Here is a 19,492-nt window from a genome sequence, read left to right as displayed (position 1 = left end):
CTGTAAATATATAAGTTTTTAGAAAAATTAATGTTGATAATTTTAGCAAAGTTCTTTTAAAAGTACTATTTCTGATTAGTGGTAATTTCTAAATTCAGTTTTTTATAATAGATATATTTCTTCCTCGATGCCTGTAATGCTTTGTCTTCCTGATAAACATATTCTTTAAGTTCTTTGACTTTAACCCTTTGAGGATCTATCGCAACATCCATAATATTTATTAATACTTCAAATCCTGTTGTAATAAATAAATTATCCGTAATAAGAATAGGAATGTTTTTACATTGATTATACTCTCTAGAACTCACTGCACAATGGTGTGCGATAAAAGACTCGTCGCCTGCTTGCCATAACATCTCATCAAGTTGTTTTGCAATCTTAGATGGTGCTAAAACTGCTATTTTTTTACATAAAGCATACCCACCAATAACTTCAGCAACCAAAATATCCAACATTTTTTCAATACTTTGTGTTTCTAAAACACTAAATTGTACTTTCATTAATGACATTAATACTCCAAAAAATCTCAATTTAACTATTTAAGCTATAATCCATAATAATATAACCAAACAAGCAATAAATTGATAGTAAAGCGATATAATTAAAATTTTGTAAAAGTTTCAGAGAAAAAGCTATTAGATCTAGCATCATCATACTTTGTAAAAGATGAAAGTTCGACCTTTTTCTGAGAGTTAAGCCTTAGAATATAGTAACTATTTGACCAATCATTTTTGTAATTTGCTATGGCAGTCACTGCTTCTTCAGCACTAACAGAACTACCATAAAAAGTTAATCTATATGGACCTATATCACACGAAGAAGGAAAACACTTTCCTTTCAAATTTATTAACGTACCACCCTGTTTATCTTCAAAAATTTTAAACTTAACTATACCTTTTGAGTTTTTATTTTCATTACTCCAAGAGCCGATAAACTTAGAATAATTCAAACCTTTTTCCTGAGAAAATAATGAAAAAGGCAACAAAAGTAGAATCAACAATGATACTGAATTTCTAAGCATAAGTTAAAAAAACCACTTTTATAATTTATAAATAACAGTTTACACTAAAATATTATTCATCTAATGCTATTTTCATATCTAAATGCTAGTTTTAGGCGCTTAATAAACTCTCCTCCTAAAACAAAAAAACTCGATATAAAAACAATGTCTCCACTAAATAAATATTATATTCAATTTCCCTACATCAGCACCTTTATCAAAGAATAAAATCAGTTCTATAATTAAAGTAGGGTAAACCAAGCTTGTGAAAAACATTACCAAACCAACTATATGCCTTTTATAGCTAATTGATTTTTGCTGTAAAAATGCTGATTTAAATATTTTCTTTATCGCAGACTTTATTGCATCAACAATTGTTTTACCTAAAAGCATAACAGACAACAAAAATATCGCTTCTGCACTTATTAATAATATTGATGAAGCTGCTAAATAACTCGATGTAGATAGACTAAAAAAAGGAATGATGCAAAAAACAATAATATATGGTGCAAATGATAATAAAAATAGAAATATACCCAAATAATATTTCCAATTTTTCTTTGTATACATAGATAATTACCTCATACTTACTATAGTTACTTGTATTGCTTTAATAAGTGCTTTACTCATAGCTGATATATTCATACTTGCAACTTTTTCTTTATAAATAATTTGTTCTGGTGCATATGGTACATGTATAAATCCCTCTGTTCTATTAGAATAATGTTTCTCTAGCTTATCGCTAGCATCTTAAACCACCTATAAATAAAAATTAAATAATTTCTTCATCAATATCTACTCATATAGCCCTTTAACTAATTTATTAGCTTTAATTTTTTCATTTTTTTGAATGCTTTTAATTAAATTTAACAACTCCTTATATTGATTAAAATCTTGCTGTGCATATATAGCCGCATTAAGGTTTTTTAAGACATCTAATAATTCTGGAAATATCTTACCAACCTCAAGTAATGAAAATATTTCTTTATCTGATTCTATCTGTGCCCAACTAATAATAACTTGTTGTAATTTAGCAACATCCTTATCTGAGCAGGCCTTTTGAATATCTTTTAGCCCAGCTATACTTTGATAAGAATTAGTATAATCTGAGCCATCTTTAATTATTTGTGTTTTTTTAGAAAAATAGCATCTTACTAATAATACCAAAGTAATCAACCATAGAATACCAAGCACAAAAGCAATTTCTTTCCAAACATTCTTATTAACTGTTTTGCCAACAATTGAAGAGGTCAATGATGAATTATTTCCAGCAAAGTTTGCACTAGGAATACTACCTTTTTTAACCTTAAAACTCTTTGTAGCTATTGCAGCAACTTTAGATTCATGAGTATCTACATCATACCATTTGAGCTTAGCTGCTGCTACAGAAGTCCTGCCTTGTTTAACTGGCATATAACCAATTTTATAAGTTGCGACTCCTGTTAAATGCCCACCTTGTTCTAAATCTTGTAACTCAGGCCTCTCTGGGTAAACATTAAAGCTAGCTGTTGACTTAAACTCTAATTTTGGAATATCATTACTCAAAACCCCTTTTGCTTTTACAGTAATGGTCCTAGTTAATAATTCCCCCTCTTTAACATTTTCACCTTGAGACCAATTATCATTAATTTCCACATTAGATGCTGGAAACCAATCTTTGATGCTTATATCATTAGGTATTGGTTTTACATTTAACGTTTTAGCTTCAGTTGAGAAATACTTTTCCTTAGTTCCTAACTGTCCAAAAGCATTGGGGACTGTTGCTTTTAAAACAATTGCTGGAATTTTTATAACTCCTGTACTATTAGGAATTATCAAGAAACTCTCTTCAACAACATCATACATTTTACCATTTATACGTTTTTGGTAAGTTTTCCTATGATTAGTTTCTTTGATTTCTGCTTTTTTAATATCAAAAGGGTTAGGCTCCAAGCTCAATATTGGTCTCGAATAATATAATCGCAAGGTATATAAAACTGGGACATTGACATAAGTCTCACCTGTAGCTAATGATCCAATTGCAAATAAATCCTGATAATTACTTTCTTCTTGATTTGACAGTGCTTTATCAACTTCTATATTGATAGGTTTTGTAGTTTGATTTCCAACCTTTATTTCAGGTATAACTAGTTTACCTGTCTTCTTAGGCATCAAGGTTACTATCATATCAAATTGAGAATTTTTCTTACCATTTATGATAGTTGTTTTACTGCTAGTACTAGTGTTATAAACTGTAAAGTATTTATCTAACACATCTAGGTTTGGCTTAATATCAAAATCATCTAAATGCAATACCAGTTCAAAAGTCTCCCCTTTTTCAAGATGTTTCCTATCTACACTAGCAGACACCGTCGCATAACTTATATTTAAAATAGTTAATGATAATGCTAAAACACTTACTAACTTTAATAATTTAAACTCCATGTTTTTCCTCTATTACTCTTTGGTAATCACGTGCAAACTTATGCTTAAGAAGTCCTCCTGGATCATCATTTATCATTGCTAAGAGTTTATTAGCTTCTCTATTGTCAAGTTCCTTTTGACGTAAATCCTTAGCTTGCTGTTCTTGTTTTTTACGATTTTTATTGTCTTTATTGTCTTTATTGTCTTTATTGTCTTTATTGTCTTTATTGTCTTTATTGTCTTTATTGTCTTTCTGTTTCTTTAATTCTTTAACGATTTCAAGATTACTTTTTGCATCTTCAAAATCAGCTCTTTTTTCAATAGCCTTTCTATATGCATCAATCGCTTTATCATATTCACCCATATGTGTTAAAGAATTGCCTTGGTTATAAAATCCTTTTGCCGAACTATCTTTTTTAAACTGATCATATGCTTTTTGATATTGTGCAGATTTATAATAAGAAACCCCTTTCCAACTGTCGTTTTCAAAAGATTTAGCTGCTTTTTTAAATTCATTATTATTATAATAATTCATACCTTGCTGATCTTTAGTGTGCCAAGCATTATTCCAACTGTTTGCTAAAACATAACCAGGGATTAAAACTAAAATATAAATAATCTTTTTTAACGACATATTCTCTCCAAAACACCTTTTCGGAAAAGCAATGAACTTAAAATCACTAGCAACCAGATCAAATAAATACCTTCATCTTGCCAAAAAACATTAGTAGCTTCTCGGTTTGACTTTTTAGTACTATTACTCTGTACATATGTCAATAACTTGCTAATATCTGAATTATTAGCTGTTAAAGTAACTAATTCTCCAGCCCCTGCTTCGGCAAGCAACTGAAGCTTAGATAAATCAACCCCAAAATACTGAATATTTCCAGCCCCATCTTTAATATAATCGCCATAACTATTGCTAGCAATCCCTCCCTTAGGAGTTCCAATTGCATATACATCTATTTCTATACCTTCTTGAGCTATTTTTTTTGCCTCCTCGATGGCTTGTGCTGATGGGGTTGAATCAGTAACTAGGATTATTTGACCTTCTTGAGCTCCTGCTTGAAAAAGCAGTTCTGCTGATTTTTTTATTGCTTTAGTAATATTATTACCTTGAACAGGCACAATACCAGAATTAATAACCGTGATCATATTTTCGATAGTATTTGCATCAGAGGTAAGTGGTGAGACCACAAATGGCTCACTGGAGAAAACTATCATTCCAACCTGACCTTCCTTTATTTTTCTTAAGATATCAAATATCTTATACTTAGCTCGTTCAAGGCGGGTTGGTGAAACATCAGAAGTATCCATTGATTGAGAAACATCTAAAGCTATTACTCTCGAAATATTTTTTTGATATATAGGAATATCCTTATATTTCCAAGTAGGTCCAGCTAATGCCAATACCCCTATCACCCACAAAAACATAAAAAATAATGGTATAAATGATTGCTTAACTTTAGAGTTCTCTCCATCCATTATATGTTCCAATAAATGGTTATCACAGTATCTAGCCCAATTATTAGCTTTAGCAAATTTCTTTAGAAGTAGAATCACAAGAATTATTATGGGGATTAAAGCCAAAAGCCACCAAACTCTTAAGAAATGAAAACCTAACATTTCAATAACCCCCTCTACGTTTTAGCCATACCATAGCTACTACAAAACTCAAAAAAAGTGCTAAGCTAAGACTCCAAGGGTATAAATAAGTTATTGGCCTAACAACTGTTTTATCTGAAGCAATTGGCTCAAGCTTATCTATAGCATCATAAACATTTTTCAAATCACTACTGTTTTGTGCTCTAAAAAACTCTCCTCCTGTCATTTTTGCTATCTTTTCTAATACATCAGTATCTAAGTCTTCCGATGTATTAATCAATTTTTTACCAAAAGCTGTCTGTATAACTAGTTGACCTCCCCCTAAGCCAATAGTATAAATTTTTATACCATTCTGTTTAGCTACCTGTGCAGCCTGGAGAGGTTGCAATACTCCAGCATTATTCTCACCATCTGTCAATAATACCAAAGCCTTAGAATCGTTAGGGTATTTCTTTAATTTCTTGACTGCTAGACCTATAGCATCGCCTATAGCCGTCTGAGATCCAGGTAAAGCAATACTAGAATCATCCAGCATTTTTTTTACCGTAGATATATCAAAAGTTAAAGGTGTCTGTAAATATGCTTTAGTTCCAAATAGTATTAAACCAATACGATCTCCTTTACGGGTATCTAAAAACTGATTAGCAACACGCATAACTAAATCAAATCTAGATTCCAGCCTACCATTTGATTCTTTCATATCTTCAATAGCCATGCTTCCTGATAAATCTATAGCCATCATTAGATCTCTACCACTTTGAGGTAGACTAACTGGCTTGCCTAACCATTGAAGTCCTGACCCTGATAAAATCACAAGTAACCATATTATACTAATAATATACTTAAGGTAATTAGCTCTTTTAAAAGCACTACTTTGAGATGATCCTAACTGTGATTCAAGTTGGCTGAAAAAAGGAATCTTTATAGCTAACTGCTTATCATCTTTTACTTGAGGAAATATTCTATATATTAAGATTGGCAGAATAGCTAAAACAAAAAACCAAGGGTATTCAATACTTATCATAAAACCCTCCTCAGCCACTTCTCTGCAACAGTAAGAATCTCGTTTAAAATTGGCTCATCAAGTTCAATAGGTCTATAGCTATTTTCAAGCATGTTTGCCTTTGTTTTTTTAAAGAGTTCTTGTTTTAATCTAGAATCTAAAAATATAATCCAAGCTTTACCATGTAGGATTTTAACATCTTCTTTGGGAAATTTTTGTACCGCGATTATTTTTAAAAAAACTGATATATTTTGAAGCACCTCTTCTGGCTTTTCTTGAGCTGTGATTTTTATAGAACTTCTAAAGTCATTAACGATTAAATCCACGTATAATTTTTTTTTCCTTTTAAAAGCAAGAATTATAAAAATAAAAATTATTATAAAAATAAAAACTACTAGAAGCACCCACCAACCATAAGATAATGGCCATAATTGAGAAATTTCCTTAGGCAAATACACATCTTTTAATTGATCTAAAAGTTTATTATTTGACATAACCCGCTACCCCTAGATTTATTGTTCTTATCAAATCATCATTCGTAGCAATCTCAATAAATCCCATTTTATTTTTACGAGAAAATTCTTTTATCTCTGTATATCTATTTTCATAAAGATTTTTATATGCTTTATACTGTTTTTTATTAGCCGTATCTAGAACTATCTTATTTTTTCCATCACTAAAATAATAACTATCTAAAGCTGGAAGTTCTTTTTCTACAGGGTCATAATTAAATATATTAATCAAAGCATTTTTAGCACCAAGTAAATTAAGATATTGTTTAGCTTTTTCATCAAAACTACTAAAATCTCCAATAACAATCACAACACTATTACTAGGGACTTTTGCATATAAGAATTTAAGAGCTTCAGAAAGCTTTCCATCTGAAGAAAACTGATATTTCTGCTCATCCTTTGCAACAAAGTTAAACATTCTAATTAAAGATGTTTTATTTTGTTTAGCTGAGTAAAAATTATAGCCATAATCATCAAAGATAATTCCACCAACCTTGTCATGGACCGCTAATGCGCCAAAACCTATTAGAGCTAAAATATTAGCCGCCTTAACACTCTTAAAACATTCCTTAGTGCCAAACTTCATAGTACTATTTTGATCCAAAACAAAATAAAGATTTCTCTCTCTTTCTTCATGGTAAACTTTTGTATAAGGTTTACCAAGTCTAGCTGTAAGAGACCAATGCATTAAACGAATATCATCACCTGCCTGATAATGTCTTACTTCATCAAAATCCATACCACGACCTTTTGCTTTAGAAATATTACTCCCTGCATTAGCAGTATTAACTCTCTGATTAGCAAATAATTTAAGAGCTTTAGCTTGATATCTATAATTTAAAAGCTCTTGAATATTCGGTTTTACACCTTTATAACTTTTCATCTTATATTTAGCCTTTAAGGAATTGGCACCGTCCTTAATAGTTCAGTGATAACATTATCAGTGTTTACACCATCTACCTCAGCTTCAAAAGTTAATAATATCCTATGGCGTAAAATTTCATAAACAACAGCATGAATATCACTAGGTGAAACATAATCATGTCCAGATAACCAAGCATGTGCTCTCGCAGCTCTATCCAAAGCAATTGTACCTCTTGGGCTAGCCCCAAATGAAATCCATTTTTTAATATTTTGGTTATATTTAGAAGGATCTCTCGTAGCTAATATTAATTCTATAATATATTCTTCCAACATCCCTGAAACTTTCACGTTCAGAACCTCTTGCTGCGCTTTAAAGATAGTGTCCTGATGTACGCTTGGATGCTGTAACTTATGCCCCATAGCCTCTCCGCGGCTTATTGCTAAAATTTTAGCCTCTGTCTTTGGGTCAGGATACTCTATCTTTACAAACATCATGAATCTGTCTAATTGTGCTTCTGGCAAAGGGTATGTACCCTCTTGCTCAATAGGGTTTTGCGTTGCCATTACCATAAACAAATCAGCAAGTGGGTATGTTTTTTTCCCTACTGTTATTTGTTTTTCACCCATTGCCTCTAATAAAGCAGATTGTACCTTTGCTGGTGCTCTATTAATTTCATCTGCAAGTAATAAATTATGAAATAGTGGTCCTGACTGAAATTCAAAAGATTGTTGCTGAGGTATATAAATTTCTGTACCTGTCAAATCTGCAGGCAATAAATCAGGAGTAAATTGAACCCTATGATAAGAACAATCTATACTCTCTGATAAAGTTTTAATTGCTGTAGTTTTTGCCAGTCCAGGAGCACCTTCAACAAGCAAATGTCCTCCAGCCAAAAGCGCTATCAGAAGACGTTTATTTAAGTTTTCTTGCCCAACAACTCGACTATTTAAAAATTCTAATAATTCTTGGAATTGATTATATACTGACATAGACTTCCTCTAAAACTTCAGATCACCTATGTAAAGTATAGAGTCTACCACCACTTTTTCAAGAGCTTAAGAACTACATCGCCAATTTACAAAGCTTAAATACTATTATAAAATCTATGCTACTATAACCTAGAGATATTCATAAAGTGAAAAATATTAAACTTTTAACTATTAGTATAATAGCTGTATCTGCTCTTAATAGTTGCGTAAACAATACTAGCCTTTCTAATAATTTAAATGCTACTGGAGATTCTATCGTCAGGTTTGTAAATGGTACATTTACAGCTGAAATTGAAAATACTAGCGTAAAAAGCGTTTATAATGCTACCGAATTAGCTCTTAATAACAGTAATATTTACAATATAAAGAGCAACGCTCTAAATAATCAAACTGCAGAGATTAATGGAAACTACCCAACAGATAAAAACTTCTTTAATAAAGAAGGACAAGATAATTTTAGTATTAGAATAATTAAAAACAATGCAAATATAATTAATATTTTTATTAAGATAGGTAAACTAGGTGACAAACAAGCATCTATTGAATTACTTGCAAATATACGCAACAACTTAGGGCTATAGTTTTACATATGCTTTTAAAAACCCCTCGAGTACTATCAATACAATCACACGTAGCTTATGGTTATGCTGGTAATAAGGCTGCTGTTTTTCCAATGCAAAAATTGGGAATAGAAGTATCTCCAATATATACTGTTCAGTTATCCAATCATACTCAATATGATTTTTTCAATGGGTCATTCTTTCAAGTTAAAGATATTCAAAATGTTATAGATGGCATGATAGCCAATAGGTTTCTAGCTAAACAAGATGCTATTTTATCTGGATATATTGGCAATCTTGATATAGCTAAAGTCATTGCTAATACTGTTGAAAAATTAAAAAAATATAATCCAGATAGTTTATACTGCTGTGATCCAGTATTTGGCGATAAATATGATGAAGACGAAAATGGTCATATTTTTGCCTCAAAAGACCATCCTAAAATTTTTCTAGAATATCTCTTACCAAAAGCTGATATTATCACACCAAACTTATTTGAACTCAGTATCTTGAGTGATACTGAAATAAATAATTATCGTGATATTAACAAAGCTTGTGAAAAGCTTATGCAAAAAACAGGTAACAATAAACAAATAATAATTACAACGAGTGTATCTTTTGATAGCTCTAAAACTGGTATCGCGATATATAAAAACGGGAATCTCTCTCATATAGAATCGCCCAAATATAAAGTACAATCAATGGTAAGTGGTTCTGGCGATATTACAGCTGCGATGTTTCTAAGCTACTTGCTTAAAGGTAAAAGCTTAGATGAAAGCCTTAAATCAGTTACAAAATGTTTAGATGGCATTTTTAGAACAACTCATGAGCTAGATACTGATGAACTTGCTCTAATTCAAGCTCAGGAATATATTATATAATGGATCGTTATAGTAAGATTACAGATGTACATAAATATAAAAGAGAAATAGTACTACTCAAAAGTAGGCCTTGCGCTTATGGAAAGTGCACATTTTGTGATTATATTTTGGATAATTCTAAAAATATTGATGAAATTAACAGCATCAATTTTGAAGTTCTAGAAAAAATTACAGGTGAATTTGGCATATTAGAAATTATTAATTCTGGTAATATTTTTGAATTACCATTAAAAACTAAAAATCGAATCAAAGAGATTGTCAAAGAAAAAAATATTAAACTTTTATTTGTTGAAGCTCACTGGATGTACAAAGATCACCTTCATAAAATTAAAGAAATATTTATGACAGACATTTTTATAAAAACTGGCTTAGAGAGTTTTGATACTAATTTTAGAGAAAAAATTCTAAACAAAGGCTTTTATCACAATTCACCCAAACAACTAAGTACTATGTTTGATTCAGTATGCTTACTAATTGGAGTGCAAGGTCAAACCAGAGAAATCATCAAAAAAGATATAGCAATAGCAAAGAAATATTTTAACCATACAACTTTGAATGTATATGTAGATAATACTACTGCTATAAAGGCTGATAAGGAATTAAAAAAATGGTTCTTAAAAGAATATAAAAGTCTATTTAATGATCCTCAATTTGAAATCCTTGTTGATAATACTGATTTTGGTGTAGGGGACTAAAAATAACGGAACTATCAAAATAAAGGTAAAACTGTTATTCTTATCACAATTAATTAAATAGGGGAAATACTTGAAATTTACATTAAAATATATTTCTAATCATATTCAAGCAGAAATCATCAATGCTCCAAATAGTGACATAAATGTTTCGGGATTAAACTACGCTGAGATGGCGAACAACAATGACTTGACTTTGATCGATCAAAAAGAGCACATTAAATTCTGGAAAAATTCAAAAGCATGTACTGCGATAGTAAGTGAAAAAATTAGTGAAGAGTTGGCAGAAATAAATGACAAACCACTAATTGTAGTAAAAAATGCTGATCTTGCTATGGCTAAAGTATTAGAACTCTTTTCCATACCATGTCCTGAACAAAACGGTATTCATGATAAAGCTATCATTGATCCTACTGCCAAGATTGGCTCGAATGTATCAATTGGGCCAGGAACATATATCGGCAAGCATGTGGAGATTGGTGATAATACTGTTATTTACGCAAATGTATGCATATATAACGATGCAAAGATTGGTACAAACTGTATTATCTGGCCAAATGTTACAATACGTGACAGAACAGTTATTGGTCACTTTTGTAGACTTTACTCAAGCTGCTCTATTGGAACTGATGGGTTTGGTTATAGGCCATCAGAAGATGGACAAAGCATAATTAGGATTCCACACATTGGTAATGTTATAATTGGTAGTTATGTTGATATAGGCTCAAATAGCTGTATTGATAATGCAAAATATGGCTCTACTATAATTGGTGACTATACTAAAATTGATAACCTAGTACAAATTGGTCATAATGTAACGATTGGTAGAGGTTGTATGATCTGTGGCCAAGCTGGTATAAGTGGTTCTGTAAAAATAGGTGATGGCGTTATTATTGCGGGTAATGCTGGTGTTAAAGACCATGTAAATATCGGTAGTGGAGCTAGAGTTGGTGGCAAAGCTGGAGTTATGAGAGATATCCCAGCTGGCGAAAGCCATATGGGTTACCCTGCTTATGAAGGTCGTGAACTAATGCAACAATGGGCAGCTATCAAAAAACTACCAGATACTATGAAAAAATTAAAAGCTTTAGCTAAAAGCTTAAACATCGATTTGTAATACTAATTTTTTTCAAATTTACTCTACTAACTAATCTCTATTCAAAGTTAGGTTGAAGTAGGACTATTAACATTAAAAATCAACTAAAAAAAATAATGCTTTAGATATTTCAAAACCCCTACAGTACTTTTTATGTGTTTGTATAATCTGTAACTAAGATAATTTGTAAAATATACTGCATTAACTAATATTAAAAGTCACTATGTATGTTGATTAATTAATATTGATAATAAGTTTATAATTATAGGAGTAGTTAATGCCATAATTAGCTTTGATGAACCATAAACAGTGCCTTTATTATATTCTTTACTCACTCCTACTAATGCATTAGTCAACTGAGTTACCACTATTGATTCAGATACTGTGAAAATAACTAAATATACGTATGAAAACATAAGACTAGGATAATTTACAACCAACGTAAGAAAAACCGTTACCACGATCAAACACCCTATAAATATATAAGCCATATATTCTAATGAATGTATTAACCACCTAGACATAAACTGCTGCAATGCTATTAATAAAATAGCATTTAAAAATTGAGCTATAGCAAATTGTTCAGGCATATGTAACAAAGTAGAAAAAAGATAAGGAAAAATGATAGGGAAAGAAGCACATAAGGCAAATGGTATCATCGCAAATAAATGAATTTTTATAAATCGATAATCAAAAACACCAATAATAGTTCTCAGAATGCTATTTCTATTTAATGATTTATTTGAGTATGTAAATTTTCTTAAATTAATTAACATAAAAACACTCAACAAAAACTCTAAAGCAGAGCATACGAGCAATAAAAAAACATAACTTTGCTGTGCAATAAAAAACAATGCTATAAGTGATCCTAATAATGTACCCAAGTTAGTGGCTCTTAAGAAAGAACCTTGAAGCATAATAGCTCTGGACTTATCTTGATATATAAAAGTTAAAACTGCTCTAGCATTTGTACTAAAAAGACATCCCCCAACACCTATGCCAATCATCCCGAAAACTAATAAAAATTTAGATTCCGTGACGCTTAAAATTAAATATGAAAAAGCATCAAAAATACAGCCTAGTACCATCATCCTACCGGCACCCAATCTATCACCAAGTATTCCTGCAGGTAAAGCAAATGCTTGATTAACAAAAAGTAGTAAGGAAAATAGAATTAGTATGCTTTGAGTACCTATCCCAATCTTAATAAAATATAAATAAAATACCCCAAGAAAAGCTGCAAATATAATCGAAGAAATTAGACGTCTAAAAATTATAATCTTTTGCATATACTGCTATATTAGTTTTCAACTTATATAAAAATTAATTAAAATATAAACCCTTAGATAGAGCAATGATTTTATACCATCTGTTTATATTTGAACCAAAATTATCTACTTTAAGTTTATCAAAATAAATATATAATACTTAACAAATTTGACTTTATTTTTGATAGGAATAACCAAATATTATAATTTCTATACAATTAGAAAATTAGCCAATACAAAGACTTATAACTGTAATAACGATAATTGAGAATTTAAAAACAGTTTTAGCATAAGTTCTGTCATCATCGACCTGATAAGACTTAATAGACTTATACATCCAAAATATTGACATAAACATGCATACTATAAATGATAATAAATCCGCTGTACCTAATAAAGTTGGCAATGCACATGAAATTACAAATAAAACTAAGTATACTAGCATAATTTTTTTTGTATAAGCGATTCCTCTAACCAATGGCAACATAGGTAGCTTAACTTTTGCATAATCATCTTTATATAGCATAGCTATAGCGTATGAATGAGGTATCTGCCAAAAAAACAAAATTAAGAATACTGCTAACGCGTTATAGTCAAGGCTATTAACTACAGCTGTATATCCAGCAACAGGAGGAATAGCTCCTGAGATACCTCCTAATACTGTAGCGTGAATAGTAATGCGCTTTGAAACCGTGTAAATACCTACGTACACAACAAACCCAATTATTATAATCCACAAAGTCAAAGGATTAACCAAATAGTAAAGTACTGCACAACTAACTAGTAGCAAGATCGTACCATAAATAGCTGCTGATAATACTGTAATTTCACCAGTAACAAGTGGACGATTCTGTGTGCGGGTCATTTTGCTATCAATATCTTTATCATAGATATTATTAAAAACGCAACCAGAGCCTATCATTAATGCTACACCCACCATCACATAAAGAAATAAAGCAAGATGCTCAAAACCAATTTGACGATGTGTTGCCAATAAAAAGCCACCCGTAAGAGTTATCAAATTCCCAAAAATAATTCCAGGCTTAGATAATTGAAGATATTTTTTAAAAAAAGACATATTTAAAGAAAAATCGATTACATCATCATTGTATAAAGATCAAACATGATCCACAATGTGCCAGCCAATATGATAATAACTACCATAATAGCAAACACAGCACTAACCAAATTCCAACGAGCTCTAGAATCAGTACTTAAATGTAAGAAAAATACCAATTGTACAAAAAGTTGTATTATCGCTAATACTGCAACAGCAATACATAAAGCGATTGGTGACAGTAGTTTAAAACCTACTAAAGCAAATGCTATAGATGTTATTACTATAGAAAGCACAAACCCTTGGATATAGCTCTTATGTGTACCATAAGCAGCCCCTGTTTCATGATCATATAAACCAGACATATTATATAGCTCCTAATAAGTAAACAATTGAGAATACAAATATCCACACGATATCTAAGAAATGCCAAAATAAGCCTAAATATGTAAGCTTAGTTTTAGCCATAGGCGTCATGCCATGCTTTTTAAGTTGGAATATCATACTCACAATCCAAAGCAGACCCATTGATACATGCAATCCATGAGTTCCTACAAGAGTAAAAAATGATGATAAAAAAGCAGATGATGACCATGTATGGCCTTCAATTGCTAACTCATAAAACTCATGCACTTCCATTAACACAAAGCCTAAACCTAAGAAAAAAGTAATCCATAAAAATTTAATCACATGATTAATATTACTTGAATTACGATTTAACATAGCCAAACCAAATGTAAAACTACTTAATAGTAGCAACATTGTTTCAACAAACACATATGGCAAGCTAAATATTTCTTGAGCACTTGCTCCACCAAAAGTATGCTTATGAAATACAGCATAAGTAGCAAATAGTGTAGCAAATAGCACACAGTCACTCATAATGTAAATCCAAAAACCAAATACGTTTTTAGAACCATCAAAATGATGTTCATGATGATGGTTATTATCTGCAGTTACTGTATTCATGCTTGTAACTCCCCTTGTTGATTATATTTACTTTCAACTTCTTTTACTTCATCAGCTTTTACGTAATAGTCGATATCATAATCAAACGATCTATACAGAACTGTACCAATCATACCCACAACACCCACGATAGCTAACCACCAAATATGCCATACAGCTGCAAAACCGAATACAAAGCTAAATGCACCAATCACAACACCTACAGCAGTATTCTTAGGCATATGAATATCTTCATAATGCTTAGCCTCACCGACAGGCTTATTATCCACACCAAGACCTTTTTCTTTATGATCCCAATATCCATCACGCTCTTCTACTACAGGATCGTGAGAGAAATTATAGAATGGTACCGGAGAAGGTATTCCCCACTCTAGAGTACGTCCATAACCCCAAGCATCTGCTCCAACACGATTTTGATCTCTCTGCTTGATACTTACAATAATTTGTAGTACTTGGAAAAATATACCTAGACCAATAATCAGAGCACCTATCCAAGCAACCACCAATAAGCTTTGATAACCAGTGGAAGCATCATAATGATATAGTCTTCTTGTCATACCCATCATGCCTAACCAATATAAAGGCATAAATGCTACAAAAAAACCAACAAACCAGCACCAGAATGCACATTTACCTAAACGTTCATTTAGTTTAAATCCAAATATTTTAGGGAACCAATAAGTAAGCCCTGCAAACGCACCAAATACCACACCACCAATAATCACATTATGGAAATGCGCTATCAGGAATACACTGTTGTGCATCTGAAAATCAACACCAGGCACTGATAATAATACACCTGTCATACCACCAACAGAGAAAACAATCATAAAACCAACCAACCACATCATCGGAGTAGTAAATGCGATACGACCCCTAAACATAGTAAACAGCCAGTTAAATATTTTAACACCTGTTGGTATTGCAATAATCATAGTCATAATACCAAAAAAGGCATTTACATTTGCACTTGCACCCATTGTGAAAAAATGGTGCAACCATACTGCAAATGATAAAACAGTAATTGCTATAGTAGCCCAAACCATAGTTGCATAACCAAACAATGGCTTCTTAGAGAATGTTGCAACAACTTCTGAATATACACCAAACATAGGAAGCACAAGTATATATACTTCTGGGTGCCCCCAAATCCATATTAAGTTCACATACATCATCTGATCGCCACCACCAGAAACAGTAAAGAAGTGCGTACCAAAATATCTGTCTAATGTAAGTAAACCCAAAGTAACTGTCAATACAGGAAATGCCGCAATTACTAATATAACTGAGCATAGTGAAGCCCATGTAAATACTGGCATTTTCATTAACGTCATACCTTTACAACGCATCTTTATGATAGTTACAAAGAAATTGATACCAGTCATTAACGTACCAATACCAGAGATTTGTAAACCCCATATATAATAATCAGTCCCGACTGTTGGACTATAGGTTATGTCTGAAAATGGTGGATAAGCCAACCAACCTGCATGCGCAAAATCACCCACTAAGAGCGAAATATTAATAAGCATAGCTCCAACAATAAACAACCAAAAACTTAATGAGTTCATATATGGAAAAGCCACATCACGAGCACCTATTTGAAGAGGAATAACCCAATTCATCAATGCAAATATAAGCGGCATTGCCACAAAGAAAATCATGATCACACCGTGAGCTGTGAAAATTTGGTCAAAATGCTCGGGAATCAAGTATCCTGTATTATCTCCAGAAGCTAGAGCTTGTTGAGTTCTCATCATAGCCGCATCAACAAAGCCACGGAACATCATAACCAAAGCTACAATAACATACATCGAGCCTATTTTCTTATGATCAACAGTAGTAAACCACTCACGCCACAGGTAACCCCATTTTTTAAAATAAGTAATACCACCTACTAATGCCAAACCTGCTACCACTATACCTACAAACATACCCAGTATGATTAATTGTTGGCTTACCGGTTCATACAGATATGGAAAAACCAAATGCGGATCACTTAGCTTTCCAATTAATGCTTCTAGCATATTATTCTCCTATTTACTGTACTAACTTTTATTAATTACATATCCATATGGTGCATGTGACCCATCTTTTCCATGTCGCCTGGCTTATAATTAGGCATCATGTAAGACATCACGATATCATTGAATAAATTTTTATCAACATGTGAATAATAAGCGACTGGATTATTAATAGAATCTTTGACTAAATTATTCCAAAAATAATTCCAGGTCAGATCTTGCTTACCAGAAGATTTAACTTCTTCAACCCAACTTTCAAAACCCTTATCATCAGTAACCCCTGCATAAAATTGCATCCCTGCAAATCCATGGCCAGTATAGTTAGCTGAAAAACCTCTATACTTACCTTCTTTAGTAGCAAGTATATGCAATTGAGTAGTCATACCCGTCATTGCGTAAATTTGTCCACCTAACTCTGGTATAAAGAAAGAATTCATTGGGGCTGCTGAAGTGATTTTGAAATTAATAGGCCTATCTTTTGGAATCTTGATATAATTAACCGTTGCTATACCATAATCAGGATAGATAAACATCCATTTCCAATTTAAAGCTACAACGTCTATATTGATAGGCTTCTTATCAGATTTTAAAGGCTTATATGGACTAAGTGAATGTGTTGATGTCCATGTAACAATAGAAAGTATCAATATTATTACAAACGGGACTCCCCAACAAATAATCTCAAGAACGTTTGAGTGTGTCCAATTTGGGCGATATTTAGCATTTGCGCCTTCACGGTAACGCCATGCAAACCACAGTGTTAAAAATATAACGGGAATCACAACACATAGCATAAGTACCGTAGCAAAAATCATCAAACCTTGTTCTTTTTGAGTAATTATACCATTAGCGTTTAAAATACCACCCTTACAGCCTGATAGCATAAGAGTACCTAAAACACCTGCAAATATCCCTAAAATCTTCTTCCAGTTCATTATAGCTACATCCTTTACAATTATTTTCTAGATTAAAGAAGCGCACATCTTAAAAATGCGATACTAAATTATACAGTAGATAATCACAAAAAACACCCTCAAAAAAATATAAAAAGTTCAATTGTATACATTGATTCGCTATACTTGGGCGTAACATATTAATGATCAATTGAAAAAATGTACAATAAAGAACTTAAAACTACTATTAACATTTCTCTAATATATAGCTTTAGAATGATTGGATTATTTATAATCTTTCCAATATTTAGCTTATATATTAATCACTTACAATACGCCACTCCTTTTTTAATAGGACTTGCTCTTGGTATTTATGGTCTAAGCCAAGCAATGCTTCAAATCATACTTAGCATACTCTCTGATAAATTTGGACGTAAAACTATAATTTTAACTGGATTAATATTCTTCATCATAGGAAGCATTATTGCCGCATGCTCCACAACCATCTATGGTATAATAATTGGCCGAGCTATACAAGGAGCTGGGGCTGTTGGTAGCACACTAACAGCATTAGTAGCAGACTCAACCAAAGAAGAAAATCGCCTCAAAGCAATGTCGTTAATAGGTATGTCAATAGGCTTTTCATTTTTAGTAGCAATGATGATAAGCTCAATACTTAATAGTATTATAGGATTATCTGGGATATTTTGGCTTACTGCTCTATTTGGTTGTATAAGCATTTTTATGCTATCTAAAGTTCCAACACCAAAAACCCCTAGCTTCCACCATGAAGCTAAACCCGTCTTAACACTGATAAAAGATGTAATATCACACAAAGAATTATTAAAACTTAATTATGGCATCTTTGTTTTACATGCTAGTCTTACTGCCTTATTCATAGTGATCCCACCCATTCTAACAAATATTCTTAACATATCTGCTGATTATCAATGGTTAATATACTTACCTGTCCTAATCATATCATTTGCAATGATGTTCCCATTCGTAATGATTGCTGAAGTGCAACGTAAAATGAAAAAATTTTTTGTGATAGCTGTTGCCCTACTAAGTATCTGTTTACTAATCTTAATTTTTAGCTACAAACATGTTCTTATACTTTCATTAGCTTTGACCTTCTTTTTTGCAGCTTTCACCTTTTTAGAATCATGCTTACCATCATGGGTTTCAAAAATAGCTCCAGCAGGTAGTAAAGGCACCGCAATGGGAGTCTTTTCTAGCTGCCAATTTTTTGGCATATTTGTAGGTGGTATATTAGGTGGCATTGTATATCATCATGCCAATATAATTGGTGTATTATCATTATGCACAATTTTAGCTATTTCATGGTTTTTCATTACATTAATAATGGCAGAACCTACATATTTAAATTCAAAAGTATACAAACTTGATAATATATCTCCCACACTAAAAGAAAATTTAGATAAAATTATGCACAAAGAAAATGGGGTATATGAGTCAATTATCTGTTTAGAAGAACAAACTATCTACATAAAAATAGATAAAAAAGAATTTGATGAAGAAAGCTTACTCCAAAAGATAAAGCTTATCCAAAACAACATACAGCCCTAACCCTTAAGATACAACACCTAACCAAATCTATACCAATTCAGTATACTGAAAGCCTTTGATACCAATACTTACAGCAGATTTTGTT

Annotated in this window: 20 protein-coding genes and 2 pseudogenes; 5 read left to right on the top strand and 17 right to left on the bottom strand. The window is 31.8% G+C overall.

Going from position 1 to position 19,492, the window contains the following annotated elements:
• Positions 1-65 precede the first annotated feature (65 nt).
• From ACR0PV_RS01320 to ACR0PV_RS01270, 11 genes and pseudogenes are all read right to left on the bottom strand, one after another.
• The gene (locus tag ACR0PV_RS01320) at positions 66-500 is read right to left on the bottom strand and encodes a DNA polymerase III subunit chi (RefSeq protein WP_488173929.1); all 435 of its coding nucleotides are present in this window, start codon (positions 498-500) and stop codon (positions 66-68) included.
• A 101-nt stretch (positions 501-601) separates the two neighbouring features.
• The gene (locus ACR0PV_RS01315; protein ID WP_488173255.1) at positions 602-1,021 is read right to left on the bottom strand and encodes a hypothetical protein; all 420 of its coding nucleotides are present in this window, start codon (positions 1,019-1,021) and stop codon (positions 602-604) included.
• Between the two features lie 56 nt (positions 1,022-1,077).
• Positions 1,078-1,570 (bottom strand): annotated as a pseudogene (locus tag ACR0PV_RS01310) (transporter suffix domain-containing protein).
• A 6-nt stretch (positions 1,571-1,576) separates the two neighbouring features.
• Positions 1,577-1,729 (bottom strand): annotated as a pseudogene (locus ACR0PV_RS01305) (pyroglutamyl-peptidase I family protein); the annotation flags it as partial.
• A 66-nt stretch (positions 1,730-1,795) separates the two neighbouring features.
• Entirely contained in the window at positions 1,796-3,424 is a 1,629-nt protein-coding gene (locus ACR0PV_RS01300; RefSeq protein WP_488173254.1) for a BatD family protein, read from the bottom strand.
• Positions 3,414-4,037: a tetratricopeptide repeat protein gene (locus ACR0PV_RS01295; RefSeq protein WP_488173253.1), complete on the bottom strand. Its 624-nt coding sequence runs from the start codon at positions 4,035-4,037 to the stop codon at positions 3,414-3,416. Before ACR0PV_RS01295 ends, ACR0PV_RS01300 begins: the two co-directional genes overlap by 11 nt.
• Positions 4,028-5,029: a vWA domain-containing protein gene (locus tag ACR0PV_RS01290; RefSeq protein ID WP_488173252.1), complete on the bottom strand. Its 1,002-nt coding sequence runs from the start codon at positions 5,027-5,029 to the stop codon at positions 4,028-4,030. Before ACR0PV_RS01290 ends, ACR0PV_RS01295 begins: the two co-directional genes overlap by 10 nt.
• A gap of 1 nt (position 5,030) precedes the next feature.
• Complete coding sequence (locus tag ACR0PV_RS01285) at positions 5,031-6,032, bottom strand: VWA domain-containing protein (protein WP_488173251.1); 1,002 nt, start codon at positions 6,030-6,032, stop codon at positions 5,031-5,033.
• The gene (locus ACR0PV_RS01280) at positions 6,029-6,505 is read right to left on the bottom strand and encodes a DUF4381 domain-containing protein (RefSeq protein WP_488173250.1); all 477 of its coding nucleotides are present in this window, start codon (positions 6,503-6,505) and stop codon (positions 6,029-6,031) included. Before ACR0PV_RS01280 ends, ACR0PV_RS01285 begins: the two co-directional genes overlap by 4 nt.
• Positions 6,495-7,406, bottom strand: coding sequence for a DUF58 domain-containing protein (locus ACR0PV_RS01275; protein WP_488173249.1), 912 nt, complete (start codon positions 7,404-7,406; stop codon positions 6,495-6,497). The genes ACR0PV_RS01280 and ACR0PV_RS01275 overlap by 11 nt, the downstream gene beginning before the upstream one ends.
• 14 nt (positions 7,407-7,420) lie before the next feature.
• Positions 7,421-8,377 (bottom strand): AAA family ATPase, encoded by a 957-nt coding sequence (locus ACR0PV_RS01270; protein ID WP_488173248.1) that lies wholly within the window; start codon positions 8,375-8,377, stop codon positions 7,421-7,423.
• A 146-nt stretch (positions 8,378-8,523) separates the two neighbouring features.
• On the opposite strand from ACR0PV_RS01270, the gene ACR0PV_RS01265 reads away from it, so the two are divergent.
• The 4 genes from ACR0PV_RS01265 (at position 8,524) to lpxD (ending at position 11,627) form a co-directional block, all read left to right on the top strand.
• Positions 8,524-8,958, top strand: a complete 435-nt coding sequence (locus ACR0PV_RS01265) for a DUF3568 family protein (RefSeq protein WP_488173247.1) — start codon at positions 8,524-8,526, stop codon at positions 8,956-8,958.
• Between the two features lie 8 nt (positions 8,959-8,966).
• Positions 8,967-9,818: a pyridoxal kinase gene (pdxY, locus tag ACR0PV_RS01260; protein WP_488173246.1), complete on the top strand. Its 852-nt coding sequence runs from the start codon at positions 8,967-8,969 to the stop codon at positions 9,816-9,818.
• Complete coding sequence (locus tag ACR0PV_RS01255) at positions 9,818-10,513, top strand: radical SAM protein (RefSeq protein WP_488173245.1); 696 nt, start codon at positions 9,818-9,820, stop codon at positions 10,511-10,513. The genes pdxY and ACR0PV_RS01255 overlap by 1 nt, the downstream gene beginning before the upstream one ends.
• A gap of 70 nt (positions 10,514-10,583) precedes the next feature.
• On the top strand, positions 10,584-11,627 hold the full coding sequence (gene lpxD, locus ACR0PV_RS01250; RefSeq protein ID WP_488173244.1) for a UDP-3-O-(3-hydroxymyristoyl)glucosamine N-acyltransferase: 1,044 nt from the start codon (positions 10,584-10,586) through the stop codon (positions 11,625-11,627).
• Positions 11,628-11,827: 200 nt separating this feature from the next.
• Here lpxD and ACR0PV_RS01245 read toward each other — a convergent pair whose 3' ends face one another.
• The 6 genes from ACR0PV_RS01245 to cyoA form a co-directional block, all read right to left on the bottom strand.
• Complete coding sequence (locus ACR0PV_RS01245) at positions 11,828-12,895, bottom strand: MFS transporter (RefSeq protein ID WP_488173243.1); 1,068 nt, start codon at positions 12,893-12,895, stop codon at positions 11,828-11,830.
• 205 nt (positions 12,896-13,100) lie between these two features.
• Positions 13,101-13,952, bottom strand: coding sequence for a heme o synthase (gene cyoE / locus ACR0PV_RS01240; protein WP_488173242.1), 852 nt, complete (start codon positions 13,950-13,952; stop codon positions 13,101-13,103).
• 17 nt (positions 13,953-13,969) lie between these two features.
• On the bottom strand, positions 13,970-14,296 hold the full coding sequence (gene cyoD / locus ACR0PV_RS01235) for a cytochrome o ubiquinol oxidase subunit IV (RefSeq protein ID WP_488173241.1): 327 nt from the start codon (positions 14,294-14,296) through the stop codon (positions 13,970-13,972).
• Between the two features lies 1 nt (position 14,297).
• A complete protein-coding gene (cyoC, locus tag ACR0PV_RS01230) occupies positions 14,298-14,900 on the bottom strand; it encodes a cytochrome o ubiquinol oxidase subunit III (RefSeq protein ID WP_488173240.1) in 603 nt (200 codons plus the stop codon).
• Positions 14,897-16,927 carry a cytochrome o ubiquinol oxidase subunit I gene (cyoB, locus tag ACR0PV_RS01225; RefSeq protein ID WP_488173239.1) on the bottom strand — a complete coding sequence of 677 codons (2,031 nt, stop codon included), beginning with the start codon at positions 16,925-16,927 and terminating at the stop codon, positions 14,897-14,899. The genes cyoC and cyoB overlap by 4 nt, the downstream gene beginning before the upstream one ends.
• Before the next feature lie 35 nt (positions 16,928-16,962).
• The gene (cyoA, locus tag ACR0PV_RS01220) at positions 16,963-17,859 is read right to left on the bottom strand and encodes a ubiquinol oxidase subunit II (protein WP_488173238.1); all 897 of its coding nucleotides are present in this window, start codon (positions 17,857-17,859) and stop codon (positions 16,963-16,965) included.
• A gap of 177 nt (positions 17,860-18,036) precedes the next feature.
• Here cyoA and ACR0PV_RS01215 point away from each other — a divergent pair, with 177 nt between their 5' ends.
• Complete coding sequence (locus ACR0PV_RS01215; RefSeq protein WP_488173237.1) at positions 18,037-19,407, top strand: MFS transporter; 1,371 nt, start codon at positions 18,037-18,039, stop codon at positions 19,405-19,407.
• The last annotated feature ends 85 nt before the right edge of the window (positions 19,408-19,492 follow it).

This window comes from Francisella sp. AG1 (assembly GCF_057683165.1).
Note: the sequence above shows the minus strand (reverse complement) of the source record. Positions and strands in the feature narration are given on the sequence as shown.

What these genes read in the sequence shown, in the direction of transcription:
- ACR0PV_RS01215 (WP_488173237.1), top strand. Translation starts at nt 18,037, where the DNA reads ATGTACAATAAAGAACTTAAAACTACTATTAACATTTCTCTAATATAT.
- cyoC (WP_488173240.1), bottom strand. Translation starts at nt 14,900, where the DNA reads ATGAATACAGTAACTGCAGATAATAACCATCATCATGAACATCATTTT.
- ACR0PV_RS01280 (WP_488173250.1), bottom strand. Translation starts at nt 6,505, where the DNA reads ATGTCAAATAATAAACTTTTAGATCAATTAAAAGATGTGTATTTGCCT.
- ACR0PV_RS01245 (WP_488173243.1), bottom strand. Translation starts at nt 12,895, where the DNA reads ATGCAAAAGATTATAATTTTTAGACGTCTAATTTCTTCGATTATATTT.
- ACR0PV_RS01270 (WP_488173248.1), bottom strand. Translation starts at nt 8,377, where the DNA reads ATGTCAGTATATAATCAATTCCAAGAATTATTAGAATTTTTAAATAGT.
- ACR0PV_RS01255 (WP_488173245.1), top strand. Translation starts at nt 9,818, where the DNA reads ATGGATCGTTATAGTAAGATTACAGATGTACATAAATATAAAAGAGAA.
- pdxY (WP_488173246.1), top strand. Translation starts at nt 8,967, where the DNA reads ATGCTTTTAAAAACCCCTCGAGTACTATCAATACAATCACACGTAGCT.
- ACR0PV_RS01315 (WP_488173255.1), bottom strand. Translation starts at nt 1,021, where the DNA reads ATGCTTAGAAATTCAGTATCATTGTTGATTCTACTTTTGTTGCCTTTT.
- ACR0PV_RS01285 (WP_488173251.1), bottom strand. Translation starts at nt 6,032, where the DNA reads ATGATAAGTATTGAATACCCTTGGTTTTTTGTTTTAGCTATTCTGCCA.
- ACR0PV_RS01320 (WP_488173929.1), bottom strand. Translation starts at nt 500, where the DNA reads ATGAAAGTACAATTTAGTGTTTTAGAAACACAAAGTATTGAAAAAATG.
- cyoA (WP_488173238.1), bottom strand. Translation starts at nt 17,859, where the DNA reads ATGAACTGGAAGAAGATTTTAGGGATATTTGCAGGTGTTTTAGGTACT.
- cyoB (WP_488173239.1), bottom strand. Translation starts at nt 16,927, where the DNA reads ATGCTAGAAGCATTAATTGGAAAGCTAAGTGATCCGCATTTGGTTTTT.
- ACR0PV_RS01300 (WP_488173254.1), bottom strand. Translation starts at nt 3,424, where the DNA reads ATGGAGTTTAAATTATTAAAGTTAGTAAGTGTTTTAGCATTATCATTA.
- cyoD (WP_488173241.1), bottom strand. Translation starts at nt 14,296, where the DNA reads ATGTCTGGTTTATATGATCATGAAACAGGGGCTGCTTATGGTACACAT.
- ACR0PV_RS01290 (WP_488173252.1), bottom strand. Translation starts at nt 5,029, where the DNA reads ATGTTAGGTTTTCATTTCTTAAGAGTTTGGTGGCTTTTGGCTTTAATC.
- ACR0PV_RS01295 (WP_488173253.1), bottom strand. Translation starts at nt 4,037, where the DNA reads ATGTCGTTAAAAAAGATTATTTATATTTTAGTTTTAATCCCTGGTTAT.
- ACR0PV_RS01275 (WP_488173249.1), bottom strand. Translation starts at nt 7,406, where the DNA reads ATGAAAAGTTATAAAGGTGTAAAACCGAATATTCAAGAGCTTTTAAAT.
- cyoE (WP_488173242.1), bottom strand. Translation starts at nt 13,952, where the DNA reads ATGTCTTTTTTTAAAAAATATCTTCAATTATCTAAGCCTGGAATTATT.